The following is a 25,050-nucleotide window of genomic DNA, read 5'->3' on the forward strand; positions in this document are numbered from 1 at the left end:
TCACCTGCCGGCCGTCCCGGGTCGCTCGCGCAGTTCCCCGCGCCCCCTAACCGGTCACCTGCCGGCCGTCCCGGGTCGCTCGCGCAGTTCCCCGCCCCCCTGGCCGAGCCTCCGGGGGCCCTGCGAAGGCTGGCTCGCTCTCCGGCGCGGGGCGCCACGGGCTCCCCAGGGGCGCGGGGAACTGCGCGACCGGCCCCCACCCACCGCACACAAAACACGCGAACGACCACCCCGAGGGGCGCGGGGAACTGCGCGGCCAGCCCTCAACCCACCCGCACACGCGTCGCGCACGCGAAGGGTGGGTCAGGGGGTCCGGGGGGCGGAGTTGCCCGGCTCCGACGGGGCGCCGTCGTCGCCGCTCGTGGCGACCCACGTGCCCACGCCCGCCGCCACGACCAGCACCGCCCCCGCCACCCCGAGGGTGATCCTGCGCCGCCGCGCCGAGGCCCGGTGCTTGGCGGAGCCGGGGCGGGCCGCGCCCGACGCGCGGGGCGCGCGGGCCGTGCCGCGGGCGCCGCCGGCCAGCTCGTCGGGGCCCGGCACCCGCATCGAGGTGTGGGTGTCGCGGTTGGAGTCGGCGGAGGCGGAGCCCGGGACGAGGGGGACCGCACCCCGCCGGGGGGCGCTCTGCCGCGGCTCGGGGGCGGAGTCCTCGTACGCCTCCTCGGCCTGCGCGGACTCCGTCTCCGGCTCGTCGACGTCCAGCGGCGGCATCCCGGCGACCAGCGGCAGCAGCTCGCGCAGGCGGGCGGCCAGCTCGGAGGCGCGCAGCCGGGAGGCGGGGGCCTTGGCCAGGCACTGGACCAGGAGCTGCCAGAGCTCCTCGGGGATGCCGGGGAGCGGGACCACCGTCTCGGTGACATGGCGGCGCAGGACCGCCCCGGGGTGGCCGCCGCCGAACGGCGTGAAGCCCGCGAGGAGTTCGTACAGGACCGTGGCGAGCGCGTAGATGTCGACGGCGGCGCGCGGCGGCAGGCCCTCGATGATCTCGGGGGCGAGGTAGTCGGGGGTGCCGATGATCTTCGTCGCGCGGGTGCGGCGCGGGGAGTCGATCAGCTTGGCGACGCCGAAGTCGGTGAGGAGGGCCGGGTGCGCGCCGCCGGGGCCGAGCGGGCCCTGCATGTCGAGGAGGACGTTCTCGGGCTTCACGTCGCGGTGCACGATGCCCGCGGCGTGCGCGGCGGCGAGGGCGTCGGCGACGTCCGCGACGATGGCGACCGCGGCCTCGGGGGCCATGCGCCGCTCGCGGTCGAGGCGGGTGCGCAGGTCCGTGCCGCGCACGAGGTCCATGACCAGGGCGAGGTCGTTGCCGTCGACCACCAGGTCGTGGACGCCCACCACGCGCGGGTGGTCGAGGCTGAGCAGCGCCGTGCGCTCCTGGACGAAGCGGCCGACGAGTTCCTGGTCGGACGCCAGGTCCTCGCGCAGCAGCTTGATGGCGACCGGGCCCTCGGGTCCGTCGCCGAGCCACACCGTGCCGGCGCTGCCACGGCCCAGGATCTGGTGGGCGGTGTACCGGCTGCCGATCTTGCGCGTCAAGACTGCTCCTACGGATGCGTGTTGGCGACAAAACTACGCGGCCTTGCCGCCAACCTTCACTCCGGGAGCGGAAATCACCCTGCAGATGTCGACAAATCCCCGAAGTCGTCCGGGGATTGCCGGTGCGGGCACCGCGCCGGTGCGGGCGCGCGCCCGTGGGGAGTCAGTTGCCGCCCACCTTGCTCATCCAGCCGCTGACCGTGTGGTACCAGTCCGTCAGCTGCTCCCAGTACCCCTTCGTCGTGCCGATCCAGTCCTGGAGCGGGCTGAACTCCCAGACCAGCCAGCTCGCGACGAAGAGGATGAGGATCGTGAACAGACAGCCCTTGAGGCAGCCGAGACCCGGGATCTTCATCGGGTTGGCGCTGCGCTGCCGGGGCTGACGCGGCTCGCGCGCCGGGCGCGGCTCGGCCGGCTGCGGGGGCGGCGCGTACTGCTGGGGCTGGTGCTGCGGTTGGTGCTGGGGCTGGTGCTGCTGCTGCGGTGCGGGGGCGTACTGCTGCTGACGCTGCCCGCGCGGCTGCTGCGGCGCGTACTGCTGGGGGCGCTGCTGCTGCGGCGGCTGCTGGGGGCGGGCCACCTGGCGCTGGGGGCGGCGGCGCAGCGGGTCGTCGTTCGGGTCCAGGTGCGCCTGGTACTGGGTCTGTTCGTTGCGGTCGCGGGCCGCGGCCATCTGGCTCTGCCAGGGGTGCGGGTCGTTCGGGCCGCCGGGGCCGTTCTGCGGGACCGGCGGCATGACCGCGGTCGGGTCGGCGGCGCCGGGGCCGCTCGGGAGCACGGACGTCGCATCGGCGTCCGGGGAGCCCGCTCCGTGGCCGCCGGTGTTCCGCATGACGCTGGTGGGCGCGCTCGGGTCGTACGAGCCCGCGTTGCTCGGCAGCACCTGGGTGGGGTCGGCAGCGCCGGGGGCCTCGGGCACCTGGGCCGGCGAGGGGTCCGGCATGAGCAGGGCGCCCACGCCCTCCGCGGCGGCGATCTGGGCCGGCGTGGAGTGCACGCCGACGCCCTCGGCGACGGCGCGCAGGCCGCGGGCGAGGTTCTCGGCGCTGGGCCTGCGGTCGGGGTTCTTGTCGAGACAGCGCTCGATGACCGTCCACAGCGGGTCGGGGACGGTCGAGGGGCGGCGCGGCTCGGCACTGAGGTGCTGGTGCAGGACTTCCAGGGCGGAGCCGCCGGAGAACGGCGGGCGGCCGGTGACCAGCTCGTACAGCAGGATGCCCGCGCCGTAGATGTCCACGGCGCTGGTCTGCGGACGGCCCTCGGCGGACTCCGGCGCCACGTACGCGGGCGTGCCGACGAACTCGTGGGTGCGGGTCAGGCCCGGGGAGTCCGCGAGGCGGGCGATGCCGAAGTCGGTGAGCATCGGGTGCATGCCCTGGGCGTCCTGCTTGAGCAGGACGTTCGCGGGCTTCAGGTCGCGGTGCACGACGCCGTCGGCGTGGCTCGCGGCCAGCGCGTCGGCGATCTGGGCGGTCAGCAGGGCCGCGGCGACCGGCGTGAAGGGGCCGTTCTCGCGGAGGTAGCGGTGCAGGTCGGGGCCGTCGACGAGGTCCATGACCAGAGCGAGGAGATCGCCCTCGACGACCAGGTCGCGGGTGCGGACGATGTTCTCGTGCGTGAGCCTGAGCAGCACGGACCGCTCTCTGAGGAAGCGCATCACGACGTCCGCGTCGTTGGCGAGCTCTTCCTTGAGGACCTTGATCGCGACGGTCTCGCCGGGCTGGCCGGGAACGGCCGCCTCGGCGCCCGCGGTCTCCCGCTGGCGGGCTCGCCAGACGGTGCCCGTGGCGCCGCGCCCGAGCGGCTCCTCGAGCAGGTACTTGCTGCCTACCGGCCGCACGTCATGCGCTCCCTGCTGGTCTGGCTGGTCCCGTCCGGACGCTGGTTCTGTCCGGGGGTCTGTCCGAAGGTGTTCCGACCCACTGTAATGCCGCCGAACAGGGCGTCGGCGGGTCGGATTCCGCCCGGTCTTTTCTTTCCGGGGCATTCCGGATCACTGTTCGATGGAAAGACGCGCGACCGTGGCCCTTGGTTGCCGAGTGACCCCGAATTGACCCGCGACGGATATCCGGCACTCCAATCCCCAATGGTCCAACCAGGCACTTTTCCGAGCAGAGCCGACCAATCAAGATCACTTACGGGTGGCCGCCGGGCGTGTTGTCGGTGGCAGGTGCGAGGATGCCTCCAGTACTGGCCGACGTGCCCGTGTGCGGTGGGGGGAATCACAGCGCGTGTCCCCGTGCCGGGCGCCCAGCGCAGAAGGGACCGCTGACGGCGATGCAGATCCGGCTGACCGTCCTCGGGCCGCGCAGCGGCCGGACCGAGCAGCAAGGCCGCCCCGCGGCGTCGACCGGGGCCGCCGGCTCCTGCGACGTCCTGATCACCGCCCCCGCGGGCACCGCGCTGGCCGCGGTGGTCTCCGGTCTCGCCACCGCCGTGGCGGGCGGCGAGGCTCCCCTGGTGCTGTACGCGGGCCCGGAGCGCCTCGACGCCCAGCGCTGCACGCTCGGCGAGCCCCCGTTGATCGACGGTGCGGTGCTCTCGCTGGGCGCCCCCGCCGAGCCGGGTCCCGAACTGACCGGTGCGGCCGCCCAGTTGCATGTGGTGGCGGGTCCCGACGCGGGCGGTGTGCATCTGCTGCACGGCGGCCGCGTCCAGGTCGGCCGCTCCGCCGACGCGGACGTCCCGCTGGACGACCCGGACGTCTCCCGGCTGCACTGCGCGGTCGAGCTCGCCCCGGACGGCCGCGTCACGGTCACGGACCTGGGGTCGACGAACGGCACGTCGGTGGACGGCCGGGAGATCACCGACCGCCCCTCGCGGCTCTCCCCCGGCGCCCTGCTGCGCATCGGCGAGTCCGCGCTCCGGCTCACCGACGGCGCGGGCAGCCCGTCCTCCGGCGCCGGCGGCGCGCTCCCGACCGCCCCGGACGGCGAGGGGCACGTGCGCGTGCGGCGGCCCGCCGCGACCACACCGCCCGCCTCCGCCCCGGCCGGCGTGCACGCGGAGAACGGCCGCACCCATCACGCGTACGGCTCGGCGGGCTGGGGCGCCGCGGGCGGCACCGGCGGCGACCCGGCGTACGGCGGCGCGGAAGCGCACGGGAACGCGGGAGCGCACGGGACGCAAGAGGGATATGCGGGATACGAGGGATACGAGGGATACGAGGGGTATCAGGGGTACGGAAATCAGCCGACGCCCGCAGGCCACGCGGCGTACGGCGGTCCGGCCGGTGAGGGGCCCGTGGTGCCGCAGCAGGGCGGGGTGCCCGACGCCGAGCGGACCCGCCTCGGCACGCCCCCGCGGGGCACGTCGGTGCCGCGCGGGGTGCGCAGGCGCGGCGGCCTGACGGCGTGGGCCAGGCGTCTGACCGGGGGCCGCGACGGCGGCCAGGGCGACGGCGCGTACCAGGTCTACGACGCCTACGACCAGGACGGACACGAGGGCCCCGAGGGCCCCGACGGCCCGCACACGGCGTACGCGGACACCGGCGCCGGCGCCGACGGCGGACCGGTTCCGGCGGGCCCCTCCCCGGAGGAGCTCGCCGTCGCCGCGGCCGCGCGCACCCCCGAGTCGTGGCCGGATCCCGCCGCCCTGCTGCTCACCGCGCTCGGCCCGGGCCCCCGTCTCTGGGAGCGCGGCCCCGACCACCCGGAGGCGCTCGCGGTCCGCCTCGGCACGGTCGACCGGACCCTGCCCGCCCCCGAAGGACCCCGCGGGCTGCTGCCCGCCGTGCCGGTCACGGTCGGCCTGCGGGAGGCCGGCTCGCTGGGCCTCGCCGGGCCCCGGGAGCGGCTGGCCGGACTGGCCAGGGCGGTCGTCGCGCAGCTCGCCGCGCTGCACTCCCCGGACACCCTGGAGATCGTGCTGATCAGCACGGACCGCGCGCGTCCCGTGGCCGAGCGCACCGCCGCGTGGGCCTGGCTCGGCTGGCTCCCCCATCTGCGGCCCACCCACGGCCAGGACTGCCGGCTCCTCCTCGCCCACGACCGCGACCAGGCCGCCGCCCGCACGGACGAGCTGATCCGCCGCCTCGACGACCGCATCGCCGACGGCGGCGCGGACGGCGCGGGACCCGGTGCCCGCACGGTCGTCGTGGTCGACGGCGACCCTGGGTCCGCCGGACTGCGCGAGGCCGTCGTCCGGCTCGCCGCCGACGGCGCGCGGGCCGGGATCCACGTGGTGTGCCTCGCCGAGACGGCCTCCGCCTCCCCCGCCTCCCCGGTCCTCGACACGTACGAGGCGGCCTGCGCGGTCACCCCGCCCTTCCGCGCGTGCGGCGCCGCCGCGCTGCTCAGCGGCGACGTGGCGACCGCGGTGCGGCTGCTGCGGACGGCCGGCGGACGCCCCGCCGGGCACGGCACCCTGGCGGCCGTGGACGCCGTCTCCGCGGCCTGGGCCGAGCGGTTCGCGCGGGCCCTCGCCCCGCTCCGCACGGACGGCACGGCCGGCGAGGGGCACGCGCGCGTGTCCGCGCCGCTGCCCCAGGCCGCCCGGCTCCTCGACGAACTGGGGCTCGCCAGGGCCACCCCCGCCTCGCTGATGGCGCGCTGGGCGGCGGCGGCCGACGACCCCGAAGCGCTCGGCGGCCGGGCCCTCGCGGTGCTCGGCGCCGGACCGCGCGGTCCGGTCGTCGCCGACCTCGTCGCCGACGGGCCGCATCTGCTCGCCGAAGGCCCCGCGGGCAGCGGGCGCACCGAGCTGCTGCGGTCGGTCGCCGCGTCCCTGGCCGCCGCAGAGCGGCCCGACCGGCTCGGCATCGTGCTCGTCGACGGCCGGGACGGCGTCGGCTCGGGTGCGGCGCGGCAGGGCGGCGGGCTCGGTGCCTGTACGGACCTGCCGCACGTGACCACGCATCTGGTGGCCAACGACCCGGTCCGGATGCGGGAGTTCGCGCAGTCCCTGGCCGCGGAGCTGAAGCGCCGTTCCGAACTGCTCGGCCGGCTCGGGTTCGCCGAGTGGCACACCCAGCGGGAGGTGTCCGGCCGGATGGTGGCCCAGCGCTCCCCCTCGTCCTCGTCGGCGTCCGCCGCCGCGGTGGCCGGTGCGGCGTCCGGATCGGGGGCGGCCGGGGCGGACGCGCCGGGACACAAGCCGTCCGGCCCGGCCGGCCCGTCGGACGCCGCGGGACCGGGTGGGACCGGTGGGCCGGGTGGGACTGGCGGGACGGCTGGTGGGCCGGTTCCGGAGCCGAGGGCGTCGGGTCCGGGTGCGGTGGCCCCGGGCGCCGCCCTGCCCGCCCAGCTGTCCGACGGTGACCTCGACGGGCCGCCCAGTGCGACGATGCGGCTGCGGCCGGTCGCGGCGCGTCGACGCACCGAGCCGGGGCCTCCGTTGCCCCGTCTGGTGGTCCTCGTCGACGACTTCGACGCGCTGCTCTCGCCCGCGCTCGGCTCGCCCGGCCGCCCGGCCGCCGGGTCGGTGGTCCGCGCCCTGGAGGCCGTCGCGCGGGACGGCGAGCGGCTCGGGGTGCATCTCGTGGCGGCGACGGCGAGCGGCGAGCGGGTCCTGGAGACCGAGCTGGGCCAGCGGGCCTCGCTGCGGGTGGTGCTGGACGCGGTGACCGCGGGCCCCGAGGAGCCGGCGCCGGGCCGCGGTGAACTCCGTACGCCCGACGGGCGGGCCACCGCCTTCCAGGCCGGGCGGGTGACGGGGCGCATTCCCCGGACGGCCACGCTGCGGCCCACGGTGGTGCCGCTGGAGTGGGAGCGGATGGGCGACCCGCCGGCGCGGCGCCCGGTGCGCGAGCTGGGGAACGGCCCGACCGACCTCGCCCTGCTGGCCAGCGCGTTGGAGCGGGCCGCGCGGTCCGTCTCGGCGGTCGAGGTGGCATCGCTGCTGTGAGCCCGTACGGGCCGGCGCCGGGGCCTCGCGTCGCCGCTCCCTTCGCCGCCCGTAGCCGTGTCCGCCGCCGTCTCCGCCGCCGGGGGCGGTGCCCTCCCGCGCCGCCCCACGGCCCATCCACCCCGGCCGAGGACGGCGCCGCAGCCCTCTTGCGGGCCATGACGCCACGTCACAACGCCATCACGATCGACGAGTTGACAGCGCAGGCCATCTTGCCGCCTCTCCCCGCGCGGGCGTAGACCAGAGCGCACGGGACTCGCCAGGGAAGAGAACGGGGCAGTGATGCGCAGCACTCTTCGTACACGCAGGGCACCGCTACATCGGCGTACCACCGCCAGGATCGCCTCGGCCGTCGTCGCGGGCGCGCTCGCGTTCACCGTCACCGCCTGCGGCGGGGACGACGACAACGACGACGACGGCGGCAAGAAGGGCGGGGGCAAGGACACCGGCTCCTCCCTCCAACTGCCCCAGCTGGACGGGGAGAACATCTCCGTGGCCGCCGTCTGGGGCGGCGCCGAGCGCAAGGTCTTCCTGAAGGTTCTCGACGAGTTCGAGAAGCGGACGGGCGCCAAGGTCTCCTTCGTGCCCGCGCAGGACCCCATCATCAGCTTCCTGGAGTCGAAGGTGGCGGGCGGGCAGCCGCCGGACGTCGCGATGCTGCCGCAGGTCGGCGCGATCGACCAGGCCGTGGCGAACAAGTGGGCCAAGCCGGTCGGCCCTGAGGCGCAGAAGCAGCTCGACAAGAACTACGCCAAGGGCTGGCGGGACCTCGGGGCCGTCGACGGCAAGCAGTACGGCGTGTACTTCAAGGCCGCCAACAAGTCGCTGGTCTGGTACAACACGCGGGTCTTCGAGAACGCAGGCGTGAGCGCGCCCAAGACCTGGGACGCCTTCATGAAGACCGCGCAGACCGTCTACGACTCCGGGGTGCCGCCGGTATCGGTGGCGGGCGCCGAGGCGTGGACGCTCACCGACTGGTTCGAGAACATCTACCTCTCGCAGGCGGGCCCGGAGAAGTACGACCAGCTGGCCGCCCACAAGATCAAGTGGACGGACCCGTCGGTCGGCAAGGCGCTGACCACCCTCGGTGAGCTGTTCGGGAAGAAGGGCTTCGTGGCGGGCGGCGCGAGCAGCGCGCTGCAGACCGAGTTCCCCGCCTCGGTGAAGCAGACCTTCCGGGGCGGCGACCAGCCGAAGGCCGGCATGGTCTTCGAGGGCGACATGGTCTCGCTGGCGATCTCGGAGACCAAGGCCAAGGTGGGCACGGACGCCAAGGTGTTCCCCTTCCCCGCGGTGGGCGACGAGTCCCCGGCCGTGGTCGGCGGTGACGCCGCGGTCGCGCTGAAGGACACCAAGGGCGCGCAGGCGCTCCTGACGTTCCTCGGCTCGCCGGACTCCGCGAAGATCTGGGCCGAGGCGGGCGGCTTCATCTCGCCCAACAAGAGCCTGGACCTGGCGGCGTACCCCAACGACGTGCAGCGCAACATCGCCAAGGCGCTGATCGCGGCCGGTGACGACATCCGCTTCGACATGTCGGACCAGGCCCCGCAGTCGTTCGGCGGCACGCCGGGCAAGGGCGAGTGGAAGGCGCTCCAGGACTTCCTGAAGGACCCGAAGAACGTGGCGGGCACGCAGAAGGTGCTGGAGACGGCCGCCGCCAAGGCGTACAAGGACTGACGCGGTGACGTCCGGACACGCCGGGGGCACCGCCGAGGTGGCGCCCCCGGTCACGACCACGCGCAAGAGTGTGACGGGCACCCGCAAGACCGTGGCGGTGCTGTTCCTGCTGCCCGCCCTGGTGCTGCTCGGCGCGCTCGTCCTCTACCCCATCGGGTACTCGCTGTTCCGCAGCTTCTTCGACGAGTCGGGCGGCTTCACCGGCTTCGGCAACTACGAGACGATGTTCACCGATGACGGCATCCGCACCGCCATCAAGAACAACGCGATCTGGCTGGTCGTGGCGCCCACGGTGGCGACGGCGCTCGGCCTGATCTTTGCCGTTCTGACCGAACGGGTGCGCTGGGGAACGGCGTTCAAGCTCGTCATCTTCATGCCGATGGCGATCTCGATGCTGGCCGCGGGCATCATCTTCCGGCTCGTGTACGAGTCCGATCCCGACCGGGGCGTGGCCAACGCGGTCGCGGTGAGCGTGCACGACACGTTCGCGGAGTCCTCGGCGTTCCCGCAGGCGCATCCGGCCATGAACTCGCCGCTGAAGGCGGCGGGCGGCGGGGCGTTCGTCACCAAGGAGCCGGTGCGGGCGGGCACGCCGGTGGCGCTGCCGCTGACCGGTGTGCCGCCGGGCGAGATGCCGGGCGACGCGAAGTCCGCGGTGCCCGCGGCGGCCGACCCGGCCAAGGTGACCGGCACGACCTGGCAGGACTTCACGCGCGGCAAGGGCCGGGGGCGGCCGAACGCCCCGGACGCCGCCGAGTTCGGCTACGCGGGCATCAAGATCGAGGCGGTGAAGAACGGTGACGTGGTGGCGTCGACGACGGCGTCGGCGGACGGCACGTTCACGCTGCCGAAGGAGGCCGACGGGGCGCTGCTGCGCTTCCCCGACTCCAACTTCCGGGAGGCCTACAACGGTGTGGAGTGGCTCGGGCCGAACCTGATCACGCCCGCGATCATCGGCTCCTACCTGTGGATGTGGGCGGGGTTCGCGATGGTCCTGATCGCGGCGGGGCTCGCGAGCGTGCCGCGTGAACTCCTGGAGGCGGCCCGCGTGGACGGCGCCAACGAGTGGCAGGTGTTCCGCCGGGTGACGGTGCCGCTGCTGGCCCCGGTCCTCGCGGTGGTGCTGGTCACGCTCATGATCAACGTACTGAAGATCTTCGATCTGGTGTACGTGATCCCGCCGGGCTCGTCGAAGGACGAGGCGAACGTGCTGGCGGTCCAGCTGTACAACTCGGCGTTCGGCGACCAGGACGCGGGCGTGGCGAGCGCGATCGCGGTGCTGCTCTTCCTGCTCGTCATCCCCGTGATGCTGTTCAACATTCGCAGGATGAGGCGGGAGGCTCGGCGATGACGGCCCACACCGAGATCGTCAAGGCCAAGCAGTCCCTGGGCGGGCGGATCGCGGGGGCCCTGGGCGGCACCGCGCTGCGCGTCTTCCTCGTCCTGGTCGGCCTGTTCTGGCTGGTGCCGACCATCGGGCTGCTGATCGGCTCGCTGCGCACGCCCGCCGACATGAGCGAGAGCGGCTGGTGGAAGGTCTTCGGCGCACCCTCGCAGATGACGTTCGACAACTACTCCACCCTGCTCAAGGACGACACGATCACCGACTCGATCCTGTCCAGCGTCATGATCACCGTCCCGGCGACGCTGCTGGTCGTGGTGATCGGCGCGCTCGCCGGATACGCCTTCGCGTGGATGGACTTCCCGGGCCGCGACTGGTGGTTCATCGGCGTGGTGGGGCTGCTCGTGGTCCCCGTGCAGGTCGCGCTGTTGCCGGTGTCGAAGCTGTTCGGCGAGATCGGGATCTTCGAGACGACCATCGGCGTGGTCGTCTTCCACGTGGCCTTCGGGCTGCCGTTCGCGATCTTCCTGTTGCGGAACTTCTTCGCGGAGATCCCGCGCGAACTCCTGGAGGCGGCGCGGCTGGACGGCGCGGGTGAACTCCGGCTCTTCCTGCGGGTGGTGATGCCGCTGGGGGCGCCCGCCATCGCCTCGCTCGGCATCTTCCAGTTCCTCTGGGTCTGGAACGACATGCTGATCGCGCTGATCTTCGCGGACTCGGAGAACCCGCCGATCACGGTGGCGCTCCAGCAGCAGGTGCGGTTCTTCGGCGACAACGTGCAGATCCTGGCGCCCGGCGCGTTCATCTCGATGGTGATCCCGCTGGCCGTCTTCTTCGCGTTCCAGCGGCAGTTCGTCTCCGGCGTGATGGCGGGCGCGGTGAAGTAACGGCGGCGCGCGACGCGGTGGCGCGGAGTGAAGTGGCCGTCCACGGCGGCTGATCGAGGGGGCGGCGCCTGCCGGGCCGCCCCTTCCCCCGTCTGCCGCACCGGCCGTAACCGACGCGCCCCGTCCGGCGTTCTCGGGCCGTCCGCCCGCGCCGACCCATGGATGTGCCGTGCCCCGGTTCAGTGTCATCGTCCCCGTGTACCAGGCGCAGGCCTGGCTGCACGCGTGTCTGGAGTCCGTGCTGGAGCAGTCCTTCGCCGACCTCGAACTGATCGTGGTCGACGACTGCTCGCCGGACGGGTGCGACGCGATCGTCGAGGAGTTCGCCGGGCGGGACGCGCGCGTGAGGGCCGTCCGCCTCCCCCAGCACTCGGGTCCCGGCCCGGCCCGCACCGCGGGCATGGCCCGCGCCACCGGCGACTACCTGGTCTTCCTCGACGGCGACGACACCCTGACCGCCGGCGCCCTGCACGCGCTCTCCGACCGCGCCAAGGAGACCGGCGAGCCGGACGTCGTGCTCTACGGCCACGTGAGCTCGAACTGGTCGGGCGAGACCGTCCGCGACCCGCACGCGCCGCACCTCACCGAGGAGGGCGCCGCGCCCTTCCGCCTCGCCGACCGGCCGGGGCTGCTGCGGCTGCGGCCCGCCGTCTGGAACAAGGCCTGCCGCCGCGACTTCGTGGCACGCGCCGGCCTCGCCCTCCCCTCCGGCCTGTACGAGGACGTCGCCTGGACATACCCGCTCCTGCTGGCGGCGGACTCCCTCGCCACCCTCGACCGGGTCTGCGTGCGCCACCGGCTGCGCCGGCACGGTGCCGCCCGGGACGCCACGACCCGCCGCCACTTCGACCTCTTCGAGCAGTACGACCGGGTCTTCGCCTTCCTCGACGCGCACCCGGAGCTGTCCGCCGCCTGGCGCCCGCCGCTGTTCCGGCAGCTGGTCGGCCACGTCGCGGAGGTCTTCGCGCGGCCGGGCAGGCTGCCGCGCGAGGCGCGCGCCGCGTTCCTGCGCACCGCCCGCGCCCGCTGCCGACGCCACCGCGCCCCGGGCGTCCGTCCACCGGCCGGCGCCCGGCTGCGGCACGCCCTGGTGCGGCTCGGCGCGCACCGCACGTACCGCTGCCTGCTGGCGGAGACGCGGCTGCGCGGGCGCGCCGGACGGGCCGCCCGCCGCGTGCGCCGACTGCTGCGGGGCGCCCTGCTCCAGCTGCACTACCGCGTGCAGCTGCGGCTGCCGGTGCGCGAGAACGACGCGGTGTTCTGCGCGTACCGGGGGCGCGGGCACGGCTGCCATCCGGGGGCGCTGGAGACCGCGATGCGCGAGCTCGTGCCGGGGATCAGGACCGCGTGGACCGCCCACCCCCGCTACCACCACACGATTCCGGCCGGGACGCGCAGGCTGCGGCCCGGCACAGCCGCGCACTGGACCGCCCTGGCCCGCTCCAAGTACCTGGTGACCAACGTCGACTTCGACCGCGGGCTGGTCAAGCGCCGCGGCCAGGTCCTCGTGCAGACCCAGCACGGCACCCCCCTCAAGCACATGGGCCTGGACCTGCGGGAGCGTCCGGCGGCGGCCCGCGACACGGACTTCGACCTCCTGCTGAGGAACGCCGACCAGTGGGACTACGTGGTGTCGGCCAACCGCCACTCCACCCTGGTGTGGGAACGGGTGTTCCCCGCCGGGTACACGACCCTGGAGTACGGCTCCCCGCGCAACGACCGCTTCCAGCGCGCGACGCCGGGCGAGGTCACCCGGTTGCGGGCGAGCCTCGGCATCCCGCACGGCGCGGTCGCCGTGCTGTACGCGCCGACCCACCGCGACCATCTGCGCGGCCGGCGGGACGCCCTCGACCTGGAGCGGATGCTGCACGCGCTGGGCCCGCGCTTCGTGATCCTGACCCGCGCGCACCACCGCTACGACGCGCCGATGACCACCGGCGACCCGACGGGCCGTCTCATCGACGTGTCGGACCACCCGAGCGTCGAGTCGCTCTGCCTCGCCTCCGACGCGCTGGTCACCGACTATTCGTCCCTGATGTTCGACTACGCGGGCCTCGACCGGCCCATCGTGCTGCACGTCGAGGACTGGGAGGCCTACGAGGCGGCCCGCGGCACCTATTTCGACGTCCGGGAGTTCCCGCCGGGCGCGGTCGCGCGCAGCGAGGAGGAGCTGGCCGACATCTTCGTCACCGGGCACTGGGCGGGCTCCCGCTCGGCGCAGCTGCGGCGGGCGTTCCGCGAGCGGTTCTGCCCGTACGACGACGGGGGCGCGGCGGAGCGTGTCGTACGCCATGTGGTGCTCGGCGAGACGGGCGGGCAGCCTGCCGTGGTGCCGCAGACCGAGCGGTGTCCGGCGCCCGCGGCCGGGCCCCGGCCCGACCGGGTGCCGTACCAGGGCCTCCAGCGATCCCCGCAGCGGTGAGCCGCCCCGAACGGCGGGGCTGACCCGTGCTGCGAACAGGCTCCGCGGGCGGGTCCGGCAAGAATGGCGTAGCTGCGCGAGAGCTCCCGGGCGCGACCGGTCAAAGTGGACAGATGCACCAGATGTGGTTCACTCCGCCCCGCCGCCCCGGACCACCGCCGCCGCCTCTCGTCCGGCGGCTGCGCGCCACCGCGCGGAGCTCGCGCTTCCGGCTGGAGAGGGCCGTGGCCGGGCGGGTGCGCGGGGAGGTCGCCGGGCGGGTGCTCGGGGAGGTCGCCGGGCGGGTGCGCGGCGCCGGGGCCGGGGCGGGGGCCGGGCGGGGCAATCCTCCGCTCCTGACCCCTGTGCACCTCTCCCTGCGCGACAGCCGCACGCTCAACCTCGCCCTCGCCGCCGGGGCCGTCCTCGACGGGCCCGGCCGGGCCCGGCTGCTGCTCACCCGCGGCCGCCGCAGGATCGCCGTCCCCCTCGTCCACGAGCCGCACACCGGCGGCACGCCGCTGCTCACCGCCACGGCCACCCTGCGGGACCTGCGGGACGGCGTGTGGCGGCTCACCGTCGAGGCGCGGGGCGCGGACGGGCGGGTACGGCGGGCCGGGCTCACCACCGCCGAGACCGGCGCGCCGCCCGCGACGCCCACCGCGCCGCACGCGCCCGACCCGCTGACCGGCACCCTGGTGCGGGTCGTGCGCAGCCGCACCGGGCGGGCCGTGCTGCAGGCGACCCGGTCGCTGCCGCGTGCGGAGCTCGTGCGGTTCGTGCCGGCCGCCGACGGCATCACGGTGCACGGACGGCTCGTCGCGGGCGCCGCGGGCGCCGGGACGGGGCGGGCGCACGCCGTGCGGCGGCGCGACGGTGTCGTCGTGACGGCCGAAGTGGCGTGGCAGGGCGAGGCGTTCACGCTGCGGGTGCCGCTCGGGGCGATGGCCGGGGCGGGGCCCGGGCAGTGGGTGTGGGACTTCCGGGTGGGGTCGCATCCGCTGGGCCGGTGGCTGTCGGACGTGCGCGACCCGTCCGCCGCCTACCCGACCCCCTTCCGCGTCTTCGCGCTGCCCGGTGGCGCACTGGTGCGGGCCCACGCCCACTTCACCGCGTCCGGCGCCTTCGCGGTCACGTGCTGGGACATCACCGCCGTCACGGAGGAGAGCTCATGAAGATCACGTATCTGCTCGGCTGGGGCGACGAGATGGGCGGCACCGAGCTCGCCACGTACACCCAGGCCCGGCACCTCGCCGAGCGTCCGGGCGTCGAGGTCGAGATCGTCTCGGTCTTCCGGACCCGCGCCGATCCGTTCTTCGCCGAGGCCCGCGACCTGCCCGTACGGCACCTGGTGGACCGCACCGTCACGCCGGAACGGCCCCTGCGCGAGACCGAGTTGGACGACGCCGCGTGCCGCACCCTCGCCGCGCTGCCCAGCGAGCTGATCAAGCCGGCCTGGGAGGACGCCTTCGACCGGCTCTCCGACATCGAGATGACCGCCGCGCTCGGCACCCTCGACACCGACGTGCTCGTCACCACCACCCCGGCGCTGCTCGCCGCCGCCGTGGCGCTGGTGCCCGCCCGGGTCGTCACCGTCCACCAGGAGCACCGGCCCACCCAGCGGCGCGGCCCGTCCGGCGAGCCGCTGCTGCTGCACGCGCCGCGCCTGGACGCCCTCGTCACCCTGACCGGCCGGACCCGCGACTGGATCGCCGAGTCGCTGGGCGCCACCGCCCCCGAGCTCGCCGTCATCCCCAACGCCGTGCCCGACGGCTTCCGGCCGCGCGCGGACGGTGAGGGCAAGGTCATCGTGATGGCGGCCCGGCTGACCGGCGAGAAGCGCGTGGACCACGCCGTACGGGCGTTCGCCGAGGTCGCCGACGCGCACCCGGAGTGGACGCTGCGGATCTTCGGCAGCGGCCACCGCGAACGCCATCTGCGCCGTCTGGTCGACGGGTTCGGCCTGCACGACCGGGTCGAACTCCTCGGCCCCTGCCAGGACATGGCCGCCGAGTGGGCCAAGGCCGGACTGAGCCTGATGACCGCGGGGCACAACGAGGCGTTCCCGCTGGTGCTGCTCGAAGCGCTGGCCGCCGGGGTGCCCGTCGTCGCGTACGACGTGCTGACCGGGCCCGCCGAGATCGTCCGGCACCGCGTCGACGGGCTGCTCGTGCCGCCCGGTGAGGTGAAGGAACTCGCCCTCGCCATGGACGAGTTGATGAGCGACGACGCGCTGCGCCGCGGTTTCGCGCGGGCGGCCCGCGAGGGCGTGTACGCCCGCTTCTCCTCGGCAGGTGTCACCGCGCGCTGGGAGGAGCTGTACACCCGGCTCGTGGCGGGGCGGGACCGGCCGGAGCGGCTCCGGGACCGGGCCGACCGGGTGGCGCTCGGTGTCGCGTCCGGCGGCAGCGGCTTCAGGCCCACCGCCCCGCACACCTTCGACGCGGCGGCCGGCGCGGACGAGCACGCCCGCGAGGAGGAGATCCTCGCCGCCGACACCACCGGCCGGCTGATCCGCTCGGTGGGCCGGCTCGCCGAGCGGCGCGACGACGTCCTGGCGCCGCGGATGGCGGACCGGAACCTGGAGATCACCGCCGACGCCTTGGACGCGCAGGACGTCCCCTACGTCCTGGTGCGCACCCAGGGCGGCACCGCCCACACCCTCGCGGTGGCCGAGGACGACCGCAGCCGCGCGCTGAAGGCGCTGGCCGGGGCGCTCAGGGGGCAGCCCGTCTACGCCGAGCTGGTCAACCCGCGCGACGCGCCGCCGGGCACGGTGCTCGCCGAACGCCTCGACACCATCGGGGAGCTGGCGGGCGTCAAGGTCTTCAAGCCGGTCACCACGACCACGCTGTCCCTGCGGCACGGCGCGGGTCTCGCCTGCACGGTGGCGTTCTGGACGCGGACGGCCGAGGGCACCCTGCACGCCCCGTTCGGCTCGACGCTCGCCGGTGTGGAACTGCCCTCGCTCACCCCGTCGGCGACCCTGCGGGTGGCCGGGCGCGACGTCCCGACCCTCGACGTGTTCACCCAGCTCCTCGTCAAGGACGTCGACTTCCCCATCGACGCCGTCTACACCTGGGTCGACGACTCCGACCCCGAGTGGCGCGCCCGGCGCGACGCGACGCGCGGCGGCGGCGACACCTCCGCCGACGACGGGGCGGTGCGCTTCCGCAACCGCGACGAACTCCGCTTCAGCCTGCGCTCGCTGGCGATGTACGCGCCGTGGATCCGGCACGTGTACCTCGTCACGGCCGGCCAGGTCCCGGCCTGGCTCGACCGGGACCACCCGGGCGTGACGGTCGTCGACCACCGCGACCTCTTCGCCGACCCGGACGCGTGCCTGCCGACGTTCAACTCGCACTCCATCGAGTCCCAACTGCACCGCATCGAGGGCCTGTCGGAGCACTTCCTCTACTTCAACGACGACATGTTCCTCGGCCGCCCCACCACCCCGGACACCTTCTTCCTCGGCAACGGGCTCGCCCGCTTCTTCTGGTCCTCGGCGTCCGTGCCCGCGCTGCCGGTGACGGAGGACGACGAGGGGTATCTCGCGGCGGCGAAGAACAACCGCGAGCTGCTGCGCGGCGCGTTCGGCAGGACGACGACGCACAGCTTCTTCCACGTCCCGTACGCCCTGCGGCGCAGCATCCTGGCGGAGATCACCGAGCGCTTCCCCGACGAGCTGGCCGCCACGGCCCGCAGCCGGTTCCGCTCGCGCACCGACATCGCGCTCGTCTCGTCGCTGTACCAGCACTACGCGTACCTGACCGGGCGTGCCGTGCCCGGCGGCATCTCGTACGACTTCGTGGACATCGGCGACCGCGCCGACCACGCGCGGCTCGGGCGGCTGCTGCAGAACCGCGACCGGACGGCGTTCTGCATCGGGGAGTCCCCGGACGGCGGGGTCACGGACGAGGAGATGGCGCTGGCCATCCGGTCGTTCCTGACGGCGTACTTCCCGGTGCGCTCGCCCTACGAGCTGCGCGGGACGGCCCCGGCGGGCTGACCGCCGGGCAGGAAGAGCCGCCGGACCACGCGTTCGGCGGCCTTCCCGTCGTCGAAGGGGCAGAAGCGGTCCCGGAACGCCGCCCGCAGCGCCGTCGTCTCGGCCGTGTCCCAGCCGCCGAGCCGGAACAGCCCGGCCAGCTCGTCCTCGGTGGTGGCCACCGCGCCCGGGGTCTCGCCGGGGCGGCCGGAGAGCAGGTCGAAGTAGGTACCGCGGGCCAGCCGGTAGGCCTGCCAGTCCGGGGCGTACGTGACGATCGGGCGGTCCAGGCAGGCGTAGTCGAACATCAGCGACGAGTAGTCCGTGACGAGCGCGTCGGCGGCCAGGCAGAGCTCCTCCACGCGCGGGTGCCCGGTGACGTCGACGAGCTGCGGGTGGCTCTCCAGGCCCGCGTCGGCGCCGTAGAAGTAGTGGGCGCGCACCAGCACGACGAAGCCGGGGCCGAGCCGTTCGGCGAAGCGCCCGAGGTCGAGGCGGGGCAGGAAGCCCTTCTGGTAGTCGCGGTGGGTGGGCGCGTACAGGAGCACGGTCCGCCCGTCGTCGACACCCAACTGTCCCCGTACGCGCGCCACTTCGTCCGCGTCCGCCGAGAAGTACACGTCGTTGCGCGGATATCCGGCTTCCAGGGCGCGGTAGGCCCCGGACGGGTAGACGCGCTCCCAGACCTCCGTGGAGTGCGGGTTGGAGGAGAGGCTGAGGTCCCACTGGTCGGTGTGGTCGAGGACCTTCTGGAAGCTGATGCCGTGCGTGCCGGCCGGGTAGCGGCGCTGGTCCAGGCCCATCGTCTTCAGCGGCGTGCCGTGGTGGGTCTGGAGGTAGACCTGGCCGGGGCGCTTGGTGAAGCCGCCGGGGAAGCTGGAGTTGTTGACCAGGTAGGTGGCCCTCGCCATGGTCTGCCAGTAGCGCCGGGAGCCCTCGATGACGTACTCGACGCCGGGCGGCACCCGGTGCCTGTTGCGGCTGGAGACCACCCACACGCCCCGGATGTGCGGGGCGAGTTCGCGGGCCTTGGCGTGGATGGCGGCCGGGTTGCAGGAGACGCCGCGGTTCCAGTAGGCGCCGTAGACCGCGAGGTGGGGGTCGAGGGAGCGGCGCAGGTCGCCGCGGTAGGCGGCGCGCATGGCGCGGGCCCGCAGCTTCTTCTTCTGCCGCCTGAGCTGCCGGGCGACGCGCAGCCGCCGTGTCTCGGCCTTCCGCAGCCGCTCGTACGCGGTGTACGAGCCGGCCGCGAGCGCCTTCTCCTCGGCGGTGCGGGGCGCGGTGCCCGGCGGGGCGTACGCGCGGTACAGGCCGGCCGCCGCGCGGAAGAAGTCGCGCCGGTCGCGCTCCTCGACGCGGCCGGGGTCGGCGAGGACGGCGAGGAGGTGGGCGGCCGCGGGCGGCAGCAGCCGGGCGCGCTCGGCGGGCCCGGCCGCGGCGAGCAGTTGCTCGTACCGCTCGACGACGGCGAGGTGGGCGCGCCCCGGTGTGGTGGCGAAGCTGCCGGCGCGGCGCTCGCGCCAGCGCACGCACGGCCGGTCCAGGACGGCGAGCCGCTCGCCCGCGCGCAGCGTCGCGGTCTGCACCGGCACCACGTCCTCGTACGCCCCGTCGCTGAAGGCGAGCCGCTGATCGTGCCAGAAGCCGCGCCGGAAGAAGCGGTTCCAGGCGGCCGGGGTGACGGCCAGCGGGTCGCCGGTGAGGTCGTCGCCGCCGGGGCGCACCTGCTCCCACCAGTCGACGCGGTCGTGCGCGCAGAGCAGCACGTCCGGCTCGCCCGCGGCCGTGAGCGCGGCGTCGGCGGCGGCCAGCGCGCCCGGCAGCAGCAGGTCGTCGCCGTCGAGGAAGAGGAGGTGGTCGCCGGTGGCGCGGTCGGCGCCGATGTTGCGGGCGGGGCCGGGGCCCGCGCGGTCGGGGACGCGGACCACCTGGGTGCGCGGGTCGCGCTCCGCGTACTCCGCGGCGATGGCGGCGCAGCCGTCCGGCGAGGCGTCGTCGACGACGACGAGCTCCAGGTCGCCACAGGTCTGGGTGAGCACCGAGTCCAGGCATTCGCGCAGATATCCCTGGACGCGACGGGCGGGGACGACAACCGAGAAGCGCGTCATGGGGACCGACGGTAGCCAGCCGGACACCGCGCGGCCGTCAGGACACCGCCTGTCGAAGACCGTTCGTCACTCGTTGGGGTGGAGGAGGACGAACGGGACGGCCGTGCGGGGCCCCGGACGGGCAGAGGGGATAAATATGCCCTTATCCCCACGAAAGGCCGGTCGCCGTGCAGCCCCGTCTCAGCGTCGTCGTACCCATCTACAACGTCGAGGAGTTCCTGGAGGAGTGCCTGGAGTCGATCGCAGGGCAGACCCTTGAGGGTCCCGGCGGGCCGGACGGTCCGGGCGGGCCAGGACCCCACGGCGGCCCGCGCGGGCGCGGCGGCCTGGAGTGCATCCTCGTCGACGACGGTTCGACGGACGGCAGCCCCAGCATCGCCCGCGAGTTCGCCGCCAGGGACCCCCGCTTCGTCTACGTCCGGCAGCGCAACGCCGGGCTGAGCGCCGCCCGCAACACCGGGGTGCGCAAGGCCTCCCCCACCGCCGAGTTCCTGACCTTCGTCGACAGCGACGACGTCGTGCCGCACGACGCCTACGCGCGGATGATCGCCAGCCTGGACGAGACCGGCTCCGACTTCGCGAGCGGCAACGTCTGGCGGCTCACCGAGCGCGGCCGCTCCCAGGCCTGGCAGTACAAGTGGCTGACCGAGTCGCGCACCCGCACCCACATCTCCCGCGACCTGGACCTGCTCTCCGACCGGGTCGCCTGGAACAAGGTGTTCCGGCGCTCCTTCTGGGACCGGCACCGCTTCGCCTTCCCCGAGGGCAAACTCTACGAGGACACGCCCGTGATGATCCCGGCGCACTTCCTCGCCGGGTCCGTGGACGTGCTCGACGACCACGTCTACTACTGGCGGGTGCGCGAGGGTTCGATCACCCGGCGGCGCACCGACGTCAAGGGCGTGCGCGACCGGATCGCGGCCTGCGCGCACGTCAGCGCCTTCCTCGCCCAGCACGCGCCGGAGATGAAGAAGACGTACGACGCGTCCTGTCTGCGCGACGACTTCGTGTACTTCCTGGAGGGGCTGCCGATGGGCGGCCCGGAGTACCGCGCGGCGTTCATGGCGGACACCGCCGCGTTCCTGCGCCGCGCCGACCCGGCCGTCCTCACCCGGCTCCCCGTCGACCTGCGCATCAAGTGGCAGCTCGTACGCGAGTCGCGCACCGCCGAACTCATCGAGCTGCTCTCCTTCGAGCGGGCCAACGGCACCGCCTTCCACGTCCGCGGCACGGTGCGGCGCAGCGCCGCCTACCCCGGGGTCGGCCAGCTCCCCGAGAAGCTCGCGCGGGTGGGCCGGGGCGAACTGCCCGTCGTGGCGCGGGTGGACGAGGCCCGGTGGGGCGACGACGGCAAGCTGCGGATCAGCGGTTACGCCTACGTGCGCAATCTGGCGGCGACCCGGCCCGGCCACTCGATCAAGGCGGGCCTGCTCAGGGCGGCGCACAGCAGACGCCAGATCCGCCGGGTGCCGACCAGGACCGTCGCGGCGCCGCTGGCCACCGAGCGGTCGCGGCAGCAGCTGCACTGCTACGACCTGTCCGGCTTCGAGATGACCGTCGACCCCGAGCAGCTGAAGACCGGCGGCCGCTGGCGGCCCGGCAACTGGCTGTTCGGCGTGGTCGTCGCGGGCCACGGCACCGTGCGGCGCTCGGCGGTGCGGGCCTCGGAGGGGGCGTCCGCGCAGTCGGTGGTGCGGGAGCTGGGCGACGGGCTGCGGCTCGTCCTCGGCTTCAGCAAGGGCCGGCTGGTGCTGCGCGTCCAGGAGTACGCCGCCCGGGTGGACGCCCACCGACTCGACGGGGACGACGTGGTGCTGACCGGCTCCCTGCCGGGCCGCGCCCGCCCCACCGCCCTGCGCCTCACCCACGCGCCCACGGCGACGGACCTCGACCACCCGGTGCGGATCGACGGCGACCGCTTCGAGGTGCGGGTCCCCCTCGCCGGCCTGGAGCGCGTGCCGCCCACCCCGCACCGCGCGCCCAAGGAGGTCGAGCCCCCGCACGGCGACCGCTGGCAGGCCAACCTCGTCCTGCCCGACGGCACCCTGAAGTCCCTCGCCGCCACCCTCGACCTGCCGCCGGGCCGGTACGCCTCCCGTGCGGGCCGGGAGCTGTGCGCCACCGCCAACGACCGGGGCGGCCTGGTCGTCGAGCTGACCCGGCAGCCGATCGCCGACCGGGTCACGTGGGACGCCGACGGCACGCTGACCGTGGCGGGCACGCTGACGGCGGCCAGTTGGGGCGCGGCCGAGCTGGTGCTGCGGCACAGCGGCCGCGACGAGGAGCTGACGGTGCCGGTCACCCGGGACGGCGACCGGTTCCGCGCGGTCGTCGCGCCGGGCGGCGGGGTGCTGCGGGAGGGGCGCTGGTACGTCTTCCTGCGGGAGGCCGACGGGGGCGCCGGGGCCGCGCGGGCCGAGGGCGGTGCGGGGGCCGCGCGCGCCGAGGACGGGATGCCCGTACGGCTGCTCGCCGCCGCGTCCGTCACGCTGCCGCTCCACCGGACCGTGCAGGGGCGGGAGTTCACCGTCGACCGGCGCTTCGGCGACCGGCTGCTGCTCACCGCCGGCTCCGTCCTCCCGCGCTCCGAGCGCGGCGCGTACCGGCGCCACCGGCTGCGTACCGTGCACTACCCGAGCCGCCGCGCGCTGCCGCTGACCGACGCCGTCCTGTACTTCGACGGGGACTCGCCGCGCGCCGTCCACGAGGAGCTGGTGCGGCGCGGCGCCGACGTCGAGCACCTGTGGGTCACCCACGACCAGCAGACCCACGTGCCGCCCGGCGCGAAGGGCGTCGAGGAGCACAGCGCCGACTGGTACGAGGCGCTGGCCCGCTGCCGTCGCATCGTCACCGCGGGCCACCTGCCGGACTTCTTCGAGCGCCGCGCGGGCCAGACCGTCGTCCAGACCTGGAACGGCGCCCCGCTCAAGCGCATCGGCACCGACCTGACCGACACCCTCTACGCCGACCACGGCCACCTCGACGCGCTGCCCCGGCTCTCCCGCCAGTGGGACGTGCTCGTCTCCCCGAACCGCTTCTCCACCCCCCACCTGGGGCGCGCCCTCGCCTACGACGGGGAGGTCCTGGAGGCCGGCTCGCCCCGCAACGACGTGCTGTTCGCCGAGGACCGCCGCAAGGTCGCCGACCGGGTCCGCCGCGAACTCGACATCGCGCCGGACAAGCGGATCGTGCTGTACGCGCCGACGTACCGGGACCATCTCGCGTACTCCCCGGGCAGGTTCCGCTACGAACCCGCGCTCGACTTCCGCGCCGCCGAGGCCGCGCTCGGCGACGACCACGTGCTGCTGGTGCGCAAGCATCCGCTGACGGCGGGCCGCCTCCCGGGGGCCCGTGCCCCCTTCGTCCGGGACGTCTCCGCCCACCCGCGCGCGGCCGAACTCCTGCTGCTGGCCGACGTGCTGGTGACGGACTACTCCTCGCTGATGTTCGACTTCGCGCACACCGGGCGCCCGATGCTCTTCCACGCCTACGACCTGGAGCACTACCGCGACACGGTGCGCGGCTTCTACCTCGACTTCGAGACGCACGCCCCCGGCCCGCTGCTCGCCTCCACCGGCGAGGTCGTCGAGGCGCTCAGCGACCTGGACGCGATCGCGGCCCGGCACGCGGAGGCGTACGCGGCGTTCCGCGAGTCCTACTGCGATCTGGACGACGGCGGGGCGGCGGCCCGGGTCGCGGAGAGGCTGATGCGGTGAGCGGCGCGCTGCTGACCCGCCGGGTGTGCCACGGCGCGACGGCGATGGGCGGCCGCCCGCGCCGGCGGCCCTCCCCGTACCTCCTCTTCGGCACGCTGTTCTGGCTGGTCATGTCGCTGGCGTTCTGGCGGGTCCCGATCTGCTGCGACTTCGGCCAGCACGCGGCCGTCGTCGAACGGCTGAAGGACGACCTCCTGCACCCCGCGCACCCGATGGCGGACCTGCCGGGACAGGGCAGCGCGTACTACTCGCCCTACGCCGTGGCGCAGGGCCTGTTCGCGAAGGTCACCGGGCTGCCCGGCTGGCAGGTCGTGAAGATCTCCGGGCCGCTGAACCTGATCGTCCTGCTCACCGGCATCGGCCGGTTCGTGCGCGTCCTGACGCCGCTTCGGTGGGCGCCGGTGCTCGCGCTGGGCGCGATGGTGCTGCTGTGGGGCACGCGGATGGCCTGGTGGAGCGGCTATCTGGGCCTGATGTCGATGACCGGCAACCTCGGCTACCCGTCGACGTTCGCGATCGGCCTGGCCTTCTGGGCGTGGGCGTGGGCCGGGGCGCTGGTGCGCGGGGCCGAGCACGGGGCGGGGCGCGGGCCGTGGGCCCATGTGGGGCTCGGCGCGCTGTGCGGGCTGATCCTGCTCATCCACCCGATCTCGTCGGTGGCGGCGGTGATCGGCGTCGTCGCCTTCGCGGCGTCCGGGCGCCGGCCCTCCTGGCGCCGGGCGTGGCCGTGGGCGGCGACGGCCCTCACGGCGGCGGTGGTCGCGGCGATCTGGCCGTACTACAGCGTGTTCTCCCTGGTCGGGGACGCCTCCGTGGACTGGATCCACCGCCAGCTCTACACCGAGATGCCACAGCGGTTCTGGCTGGCCCTGCTGGGGCTGCCCGCCCTGTGGCTGCGCTTCCGCAGGGACCGCAGGGACCCGCTGGTCCTCATGTTCGCCCTGGAGTGCGCCGTCGTCGCGTACGGCTGGGTCAGCGGGCACTACACCTACGGGCGGATCCTCGGGCTGACCCTGGTGCCCCTGCAGTTCTCCCTCGCCATCGAGCTCGCGGCGCCGCGCCCCTGGGGGTGGCGGCGCGGGGCGCTCGCCGGGGCCGCCGCGCTCGGCGTCTGTGTCGGGTTCTTCCAGATCCAGGCGGGCGCCGTCGTGCCGCGCGCCCTGGACCCGGTCGGCTTCGACCAGCCGCCGCGCTGGCCGGGGTACGGATGGGCGGTCGGCCATCTGCACCGGGGCGATGTCGTCCTGACCGACTCCTACCGGCCCACCCGCTCCGTGCCCGGCTACGGCGCCAACCTCGTCGCGCCCGCCTGGCCGGACGCCTCCCTCGCCGAGAGCGTGCGCAACCGCCGCCTCGAAGCCGTGCGCGCCTACCTCTCCCCCGACTCCACCCGCGCCGAACGCGCCGCGATCGTGCGCCGCTACGGCGTGCGGTGGCTGCTGCTCGCCCCGGACCAGAAGGTCCCGCCGGAGGCCGTCGTCGTGGACTGGAGCCGGCGAACCGGGGAAGTACTGGCCAGGGTGCCGAGCCGGAAATGACACCGGGCGG

General features: G+C 74.7%; 12 protein-coding genes. 9 read left to right on the forward strand and 3 right to left on the reverse strand.

The genetic code is table 11. The features are described 5' to 3' along the window. Window positions 1-303: 303 nt before the first annotated feature. Both ACZ6B8_RS04150 and ACZ6B8_RS04155 read right to left on the reverse strand, forming a co-directional pair. A complete protein-coding gene (locus ACZ6B8_RS04150; protein ID WP_471088850.1) occupies window positions 304-1,539 on the reverse strand; it encodes a serine/threonine-protein kinase in 1,236 nt (411 codons plus the stop codon). A 163-nt stretch (window positions 1,540-1,702) separates the two neighbouring features. Continuing rightward, window positions 1,703-3,379 carry a serine/threonine-protein kinase gene (locus tag ACZ6B8_RS04155; RefSeq protein WP_471606214.1) on the reverse strand — a complete coding sequence of 559 codons (1,677 nt, stop codon included), beginning with the start codon at window positions 3,377-3,379 and terminating at the stop codon, window positions 1,703-1,705. 437 nt (window positions 3,380-3,816) lie between these two features. On the opposite strand from ACZ6B8_RS04155, the gene ACZ6B8_RS04160 reads away from it, so the two are divergent. From ACZ6B8_RS04160 to ACZ6B8_RS04190, 7 genes are all read left to right on the forward strand, one after another. Continuing rightward, a complete protein-coding gene (locus ACZ6B8_RS04160; RefSeq protein ID WP_471606215.1) occupies window positions 3,817-7,383 on the forward strand; it encodes an FHA domain-containing protein in 3,567 nt (1,188 codons plus the stop codon). Window positions 7,384-7,665: 282 nt separating this feature from the next. Further along, window positions 7,666-9,060, forward strand: coding sequence for an ABC transporter substrate-binding protein (locus ACZ6B8_RS04165; RefSeq protein WP_471606216.1), 1,395 nt, complete (start codon window positions 7,666-7,668; stop codon window positions 9,058-9,060). 70 nt (window positions 9,061-9,130) lie between these two features. Next, the gene (locus ACZ6B8_RS04170; RefSeq protein ID WP_471606463.1) at window positions 9,131-10,411 is read left to right on the forward strand and encodes a carbohydrate ABC transporter permease; all 1,281 of its coding nucleotides are present in this window, start codon (window positions 9,131-9,133) and stop codon (window positions 10,409-10,411) included. Next, window positions 10,408-11,289, forward strand: coding sequence for a carbohydrate ABC transporter permease (locus ACZ6B8_RS04175; RefSeq protein ID WP_471088842.1), 882 nt, complete (start codon window positions 10,408-10,410; stop codon window positions 11,287-11,289). The genes ACZ6B8_RS04170 and ACZ6B8_RS04175 overlap by 4 nt, the downstream gene beginning before the upstream one ends. A gap of 169 nt (window positions 11,290-11,458) precedes the next feature. Then, entirely contained in the window at window positions 11,459-13,711 is a 2,253-nt protein-coding gene (locus ACZ6B8_RS04180; RefSeq protein WP_471606217.1) for a bifunctional glycosyltransferase/CDP-glycerol:glycerophosphate glycerophosphotransferase, read from the forward strand. 113 nt (window positions 13,712-13,824) lie between these two features. Continuing rightward, window positions 13,825-14,865: a hypothetical protein gene (locus ACZ6B8_RS04185; RefSeq protein ID WP_471606218.1), complete on the forward strand. Its 1,041-nt coding sequence runs from the start codon at window positions 13,825-13,827 to the stop codon at window positions 14,863-14,865. Continuing rightward, window positions 14,862-17,699 (forward strand): stealth conserved region 3 domain-containing protein, encoded by a 2,838-nt coding sequence (locus ACZ6B8_RS04190; RefSeq protein ID WP_471606219.1) that lies wholly within the window; start codon window positions 14,862-14,864, stop codon window positions 17,697-17,699. The genes ACZ6B8_RS04185 and ACZ6B8_RS04190 overlap by 4 nt, the downstream gene beginning before the upstream one ends. Here the strand turns inward: ACZ6B8_RS04190 and ACZ6B8_RS04195 are convergent. Next, entirely contained in the window at window positions 17,666-19,786 is a 2,121-nt protein-coding gene (locus ACZ6B8_RS04195) for a bifunctional glycosyltransferase/CDP-glycerol:glycerophosphate glycerophosphotransferase (protein WP_471606220.1), read from the reverse strand. The genes ACZ6B8_RS04190 and ACZ6B8_RS04195 overlap by 34 nt on opposite strands. Before the next feature lie 167 nt (window positions 19,787-19,953). Here ACZ6B8_RS04195 and ACZ6B8_RS04200 point away from each other — a divergent pair, with 167 nt between their 5' ends. Next, window positions 19,954-23,502, forward strand: coding sequence for a bifunctional glycosyltransferase/CDP-glycerol:glycerophosphate glycerophosphotransferase (locus ACZ6B8_RS04200; RefSeq protein WP_471606221.1), 3,549 nt, complete (start codon window positions 19,954-19,956; stop codon window positions 23,500-23,502). After that, on the forward strand, window positions 23,499-25,040 hold the full coding sequence (locus ACZ6B8_RS04205; RefSeq protein ID WP_471606222.1) for a hypothetical protein: 1,542 nt from the start codon (window positions 23,499-23,501) through the stop codon (window positions 25,038-25,040). Before ACZ6B8_RS04200 ends, ACZ6B8_RS04205 begins: the two co-directional genes overlap by 4 nt. Window positions 25,041-25,050: the final 10 nt, after the last annotated feature.

The sequence above is a fragment of the Streptomyces sp. NPDC041122 genome (assembly GCF_055592445.1).

Bases quoted from the DNA above. Each gene is read 5' to 3' on its own strand.
- ACZ6B8_RS04190 (WP_471606219.1), top strand. From the start codon at position 14,862: ATGAAGATCACGTATCTGCTCGGCTGGGGCGACGAGATGGGCGGCACC.
- ACZ6B8_RS04195 (WP_471606220.1), bottom strand. From the start codon at position 19,786: ATGACGCGCTTCTCGGTTGTCGTCCCCGCCCGTCGCGTCCAGGGATAT.
- ACZ6B8_RS04160 (WP_471606215.1), top strand. From the start codon at position 3,817: ATGCAGATCCGGCTGACCGTCCTCGGGCCGCGCAGCGGCCGGACCGAG.
- ACZ6B8_RS04175 (WP_471088842.1), top strand. From the start codon at position 10,408: ATGACGGCCCACACCGAGATCGTCAAGGCCAAGCAGTCCCTGGGCGGG.
- ACZ6B8_RS04185 (WP_471606218.1), top strand. From the start codon at position 13,825: ATGCACCAGATGTGGTTCACTCCGCCCCGCCGCCCCGGACCACCGCCG.
- ACZ6B8_RS04165 (WP_471606216.1), top strand. From the start codon at position 7,666: ATGCGCAGCACTCTTCGTACACGCAGGGCACCGCTACATCGGCGTACC.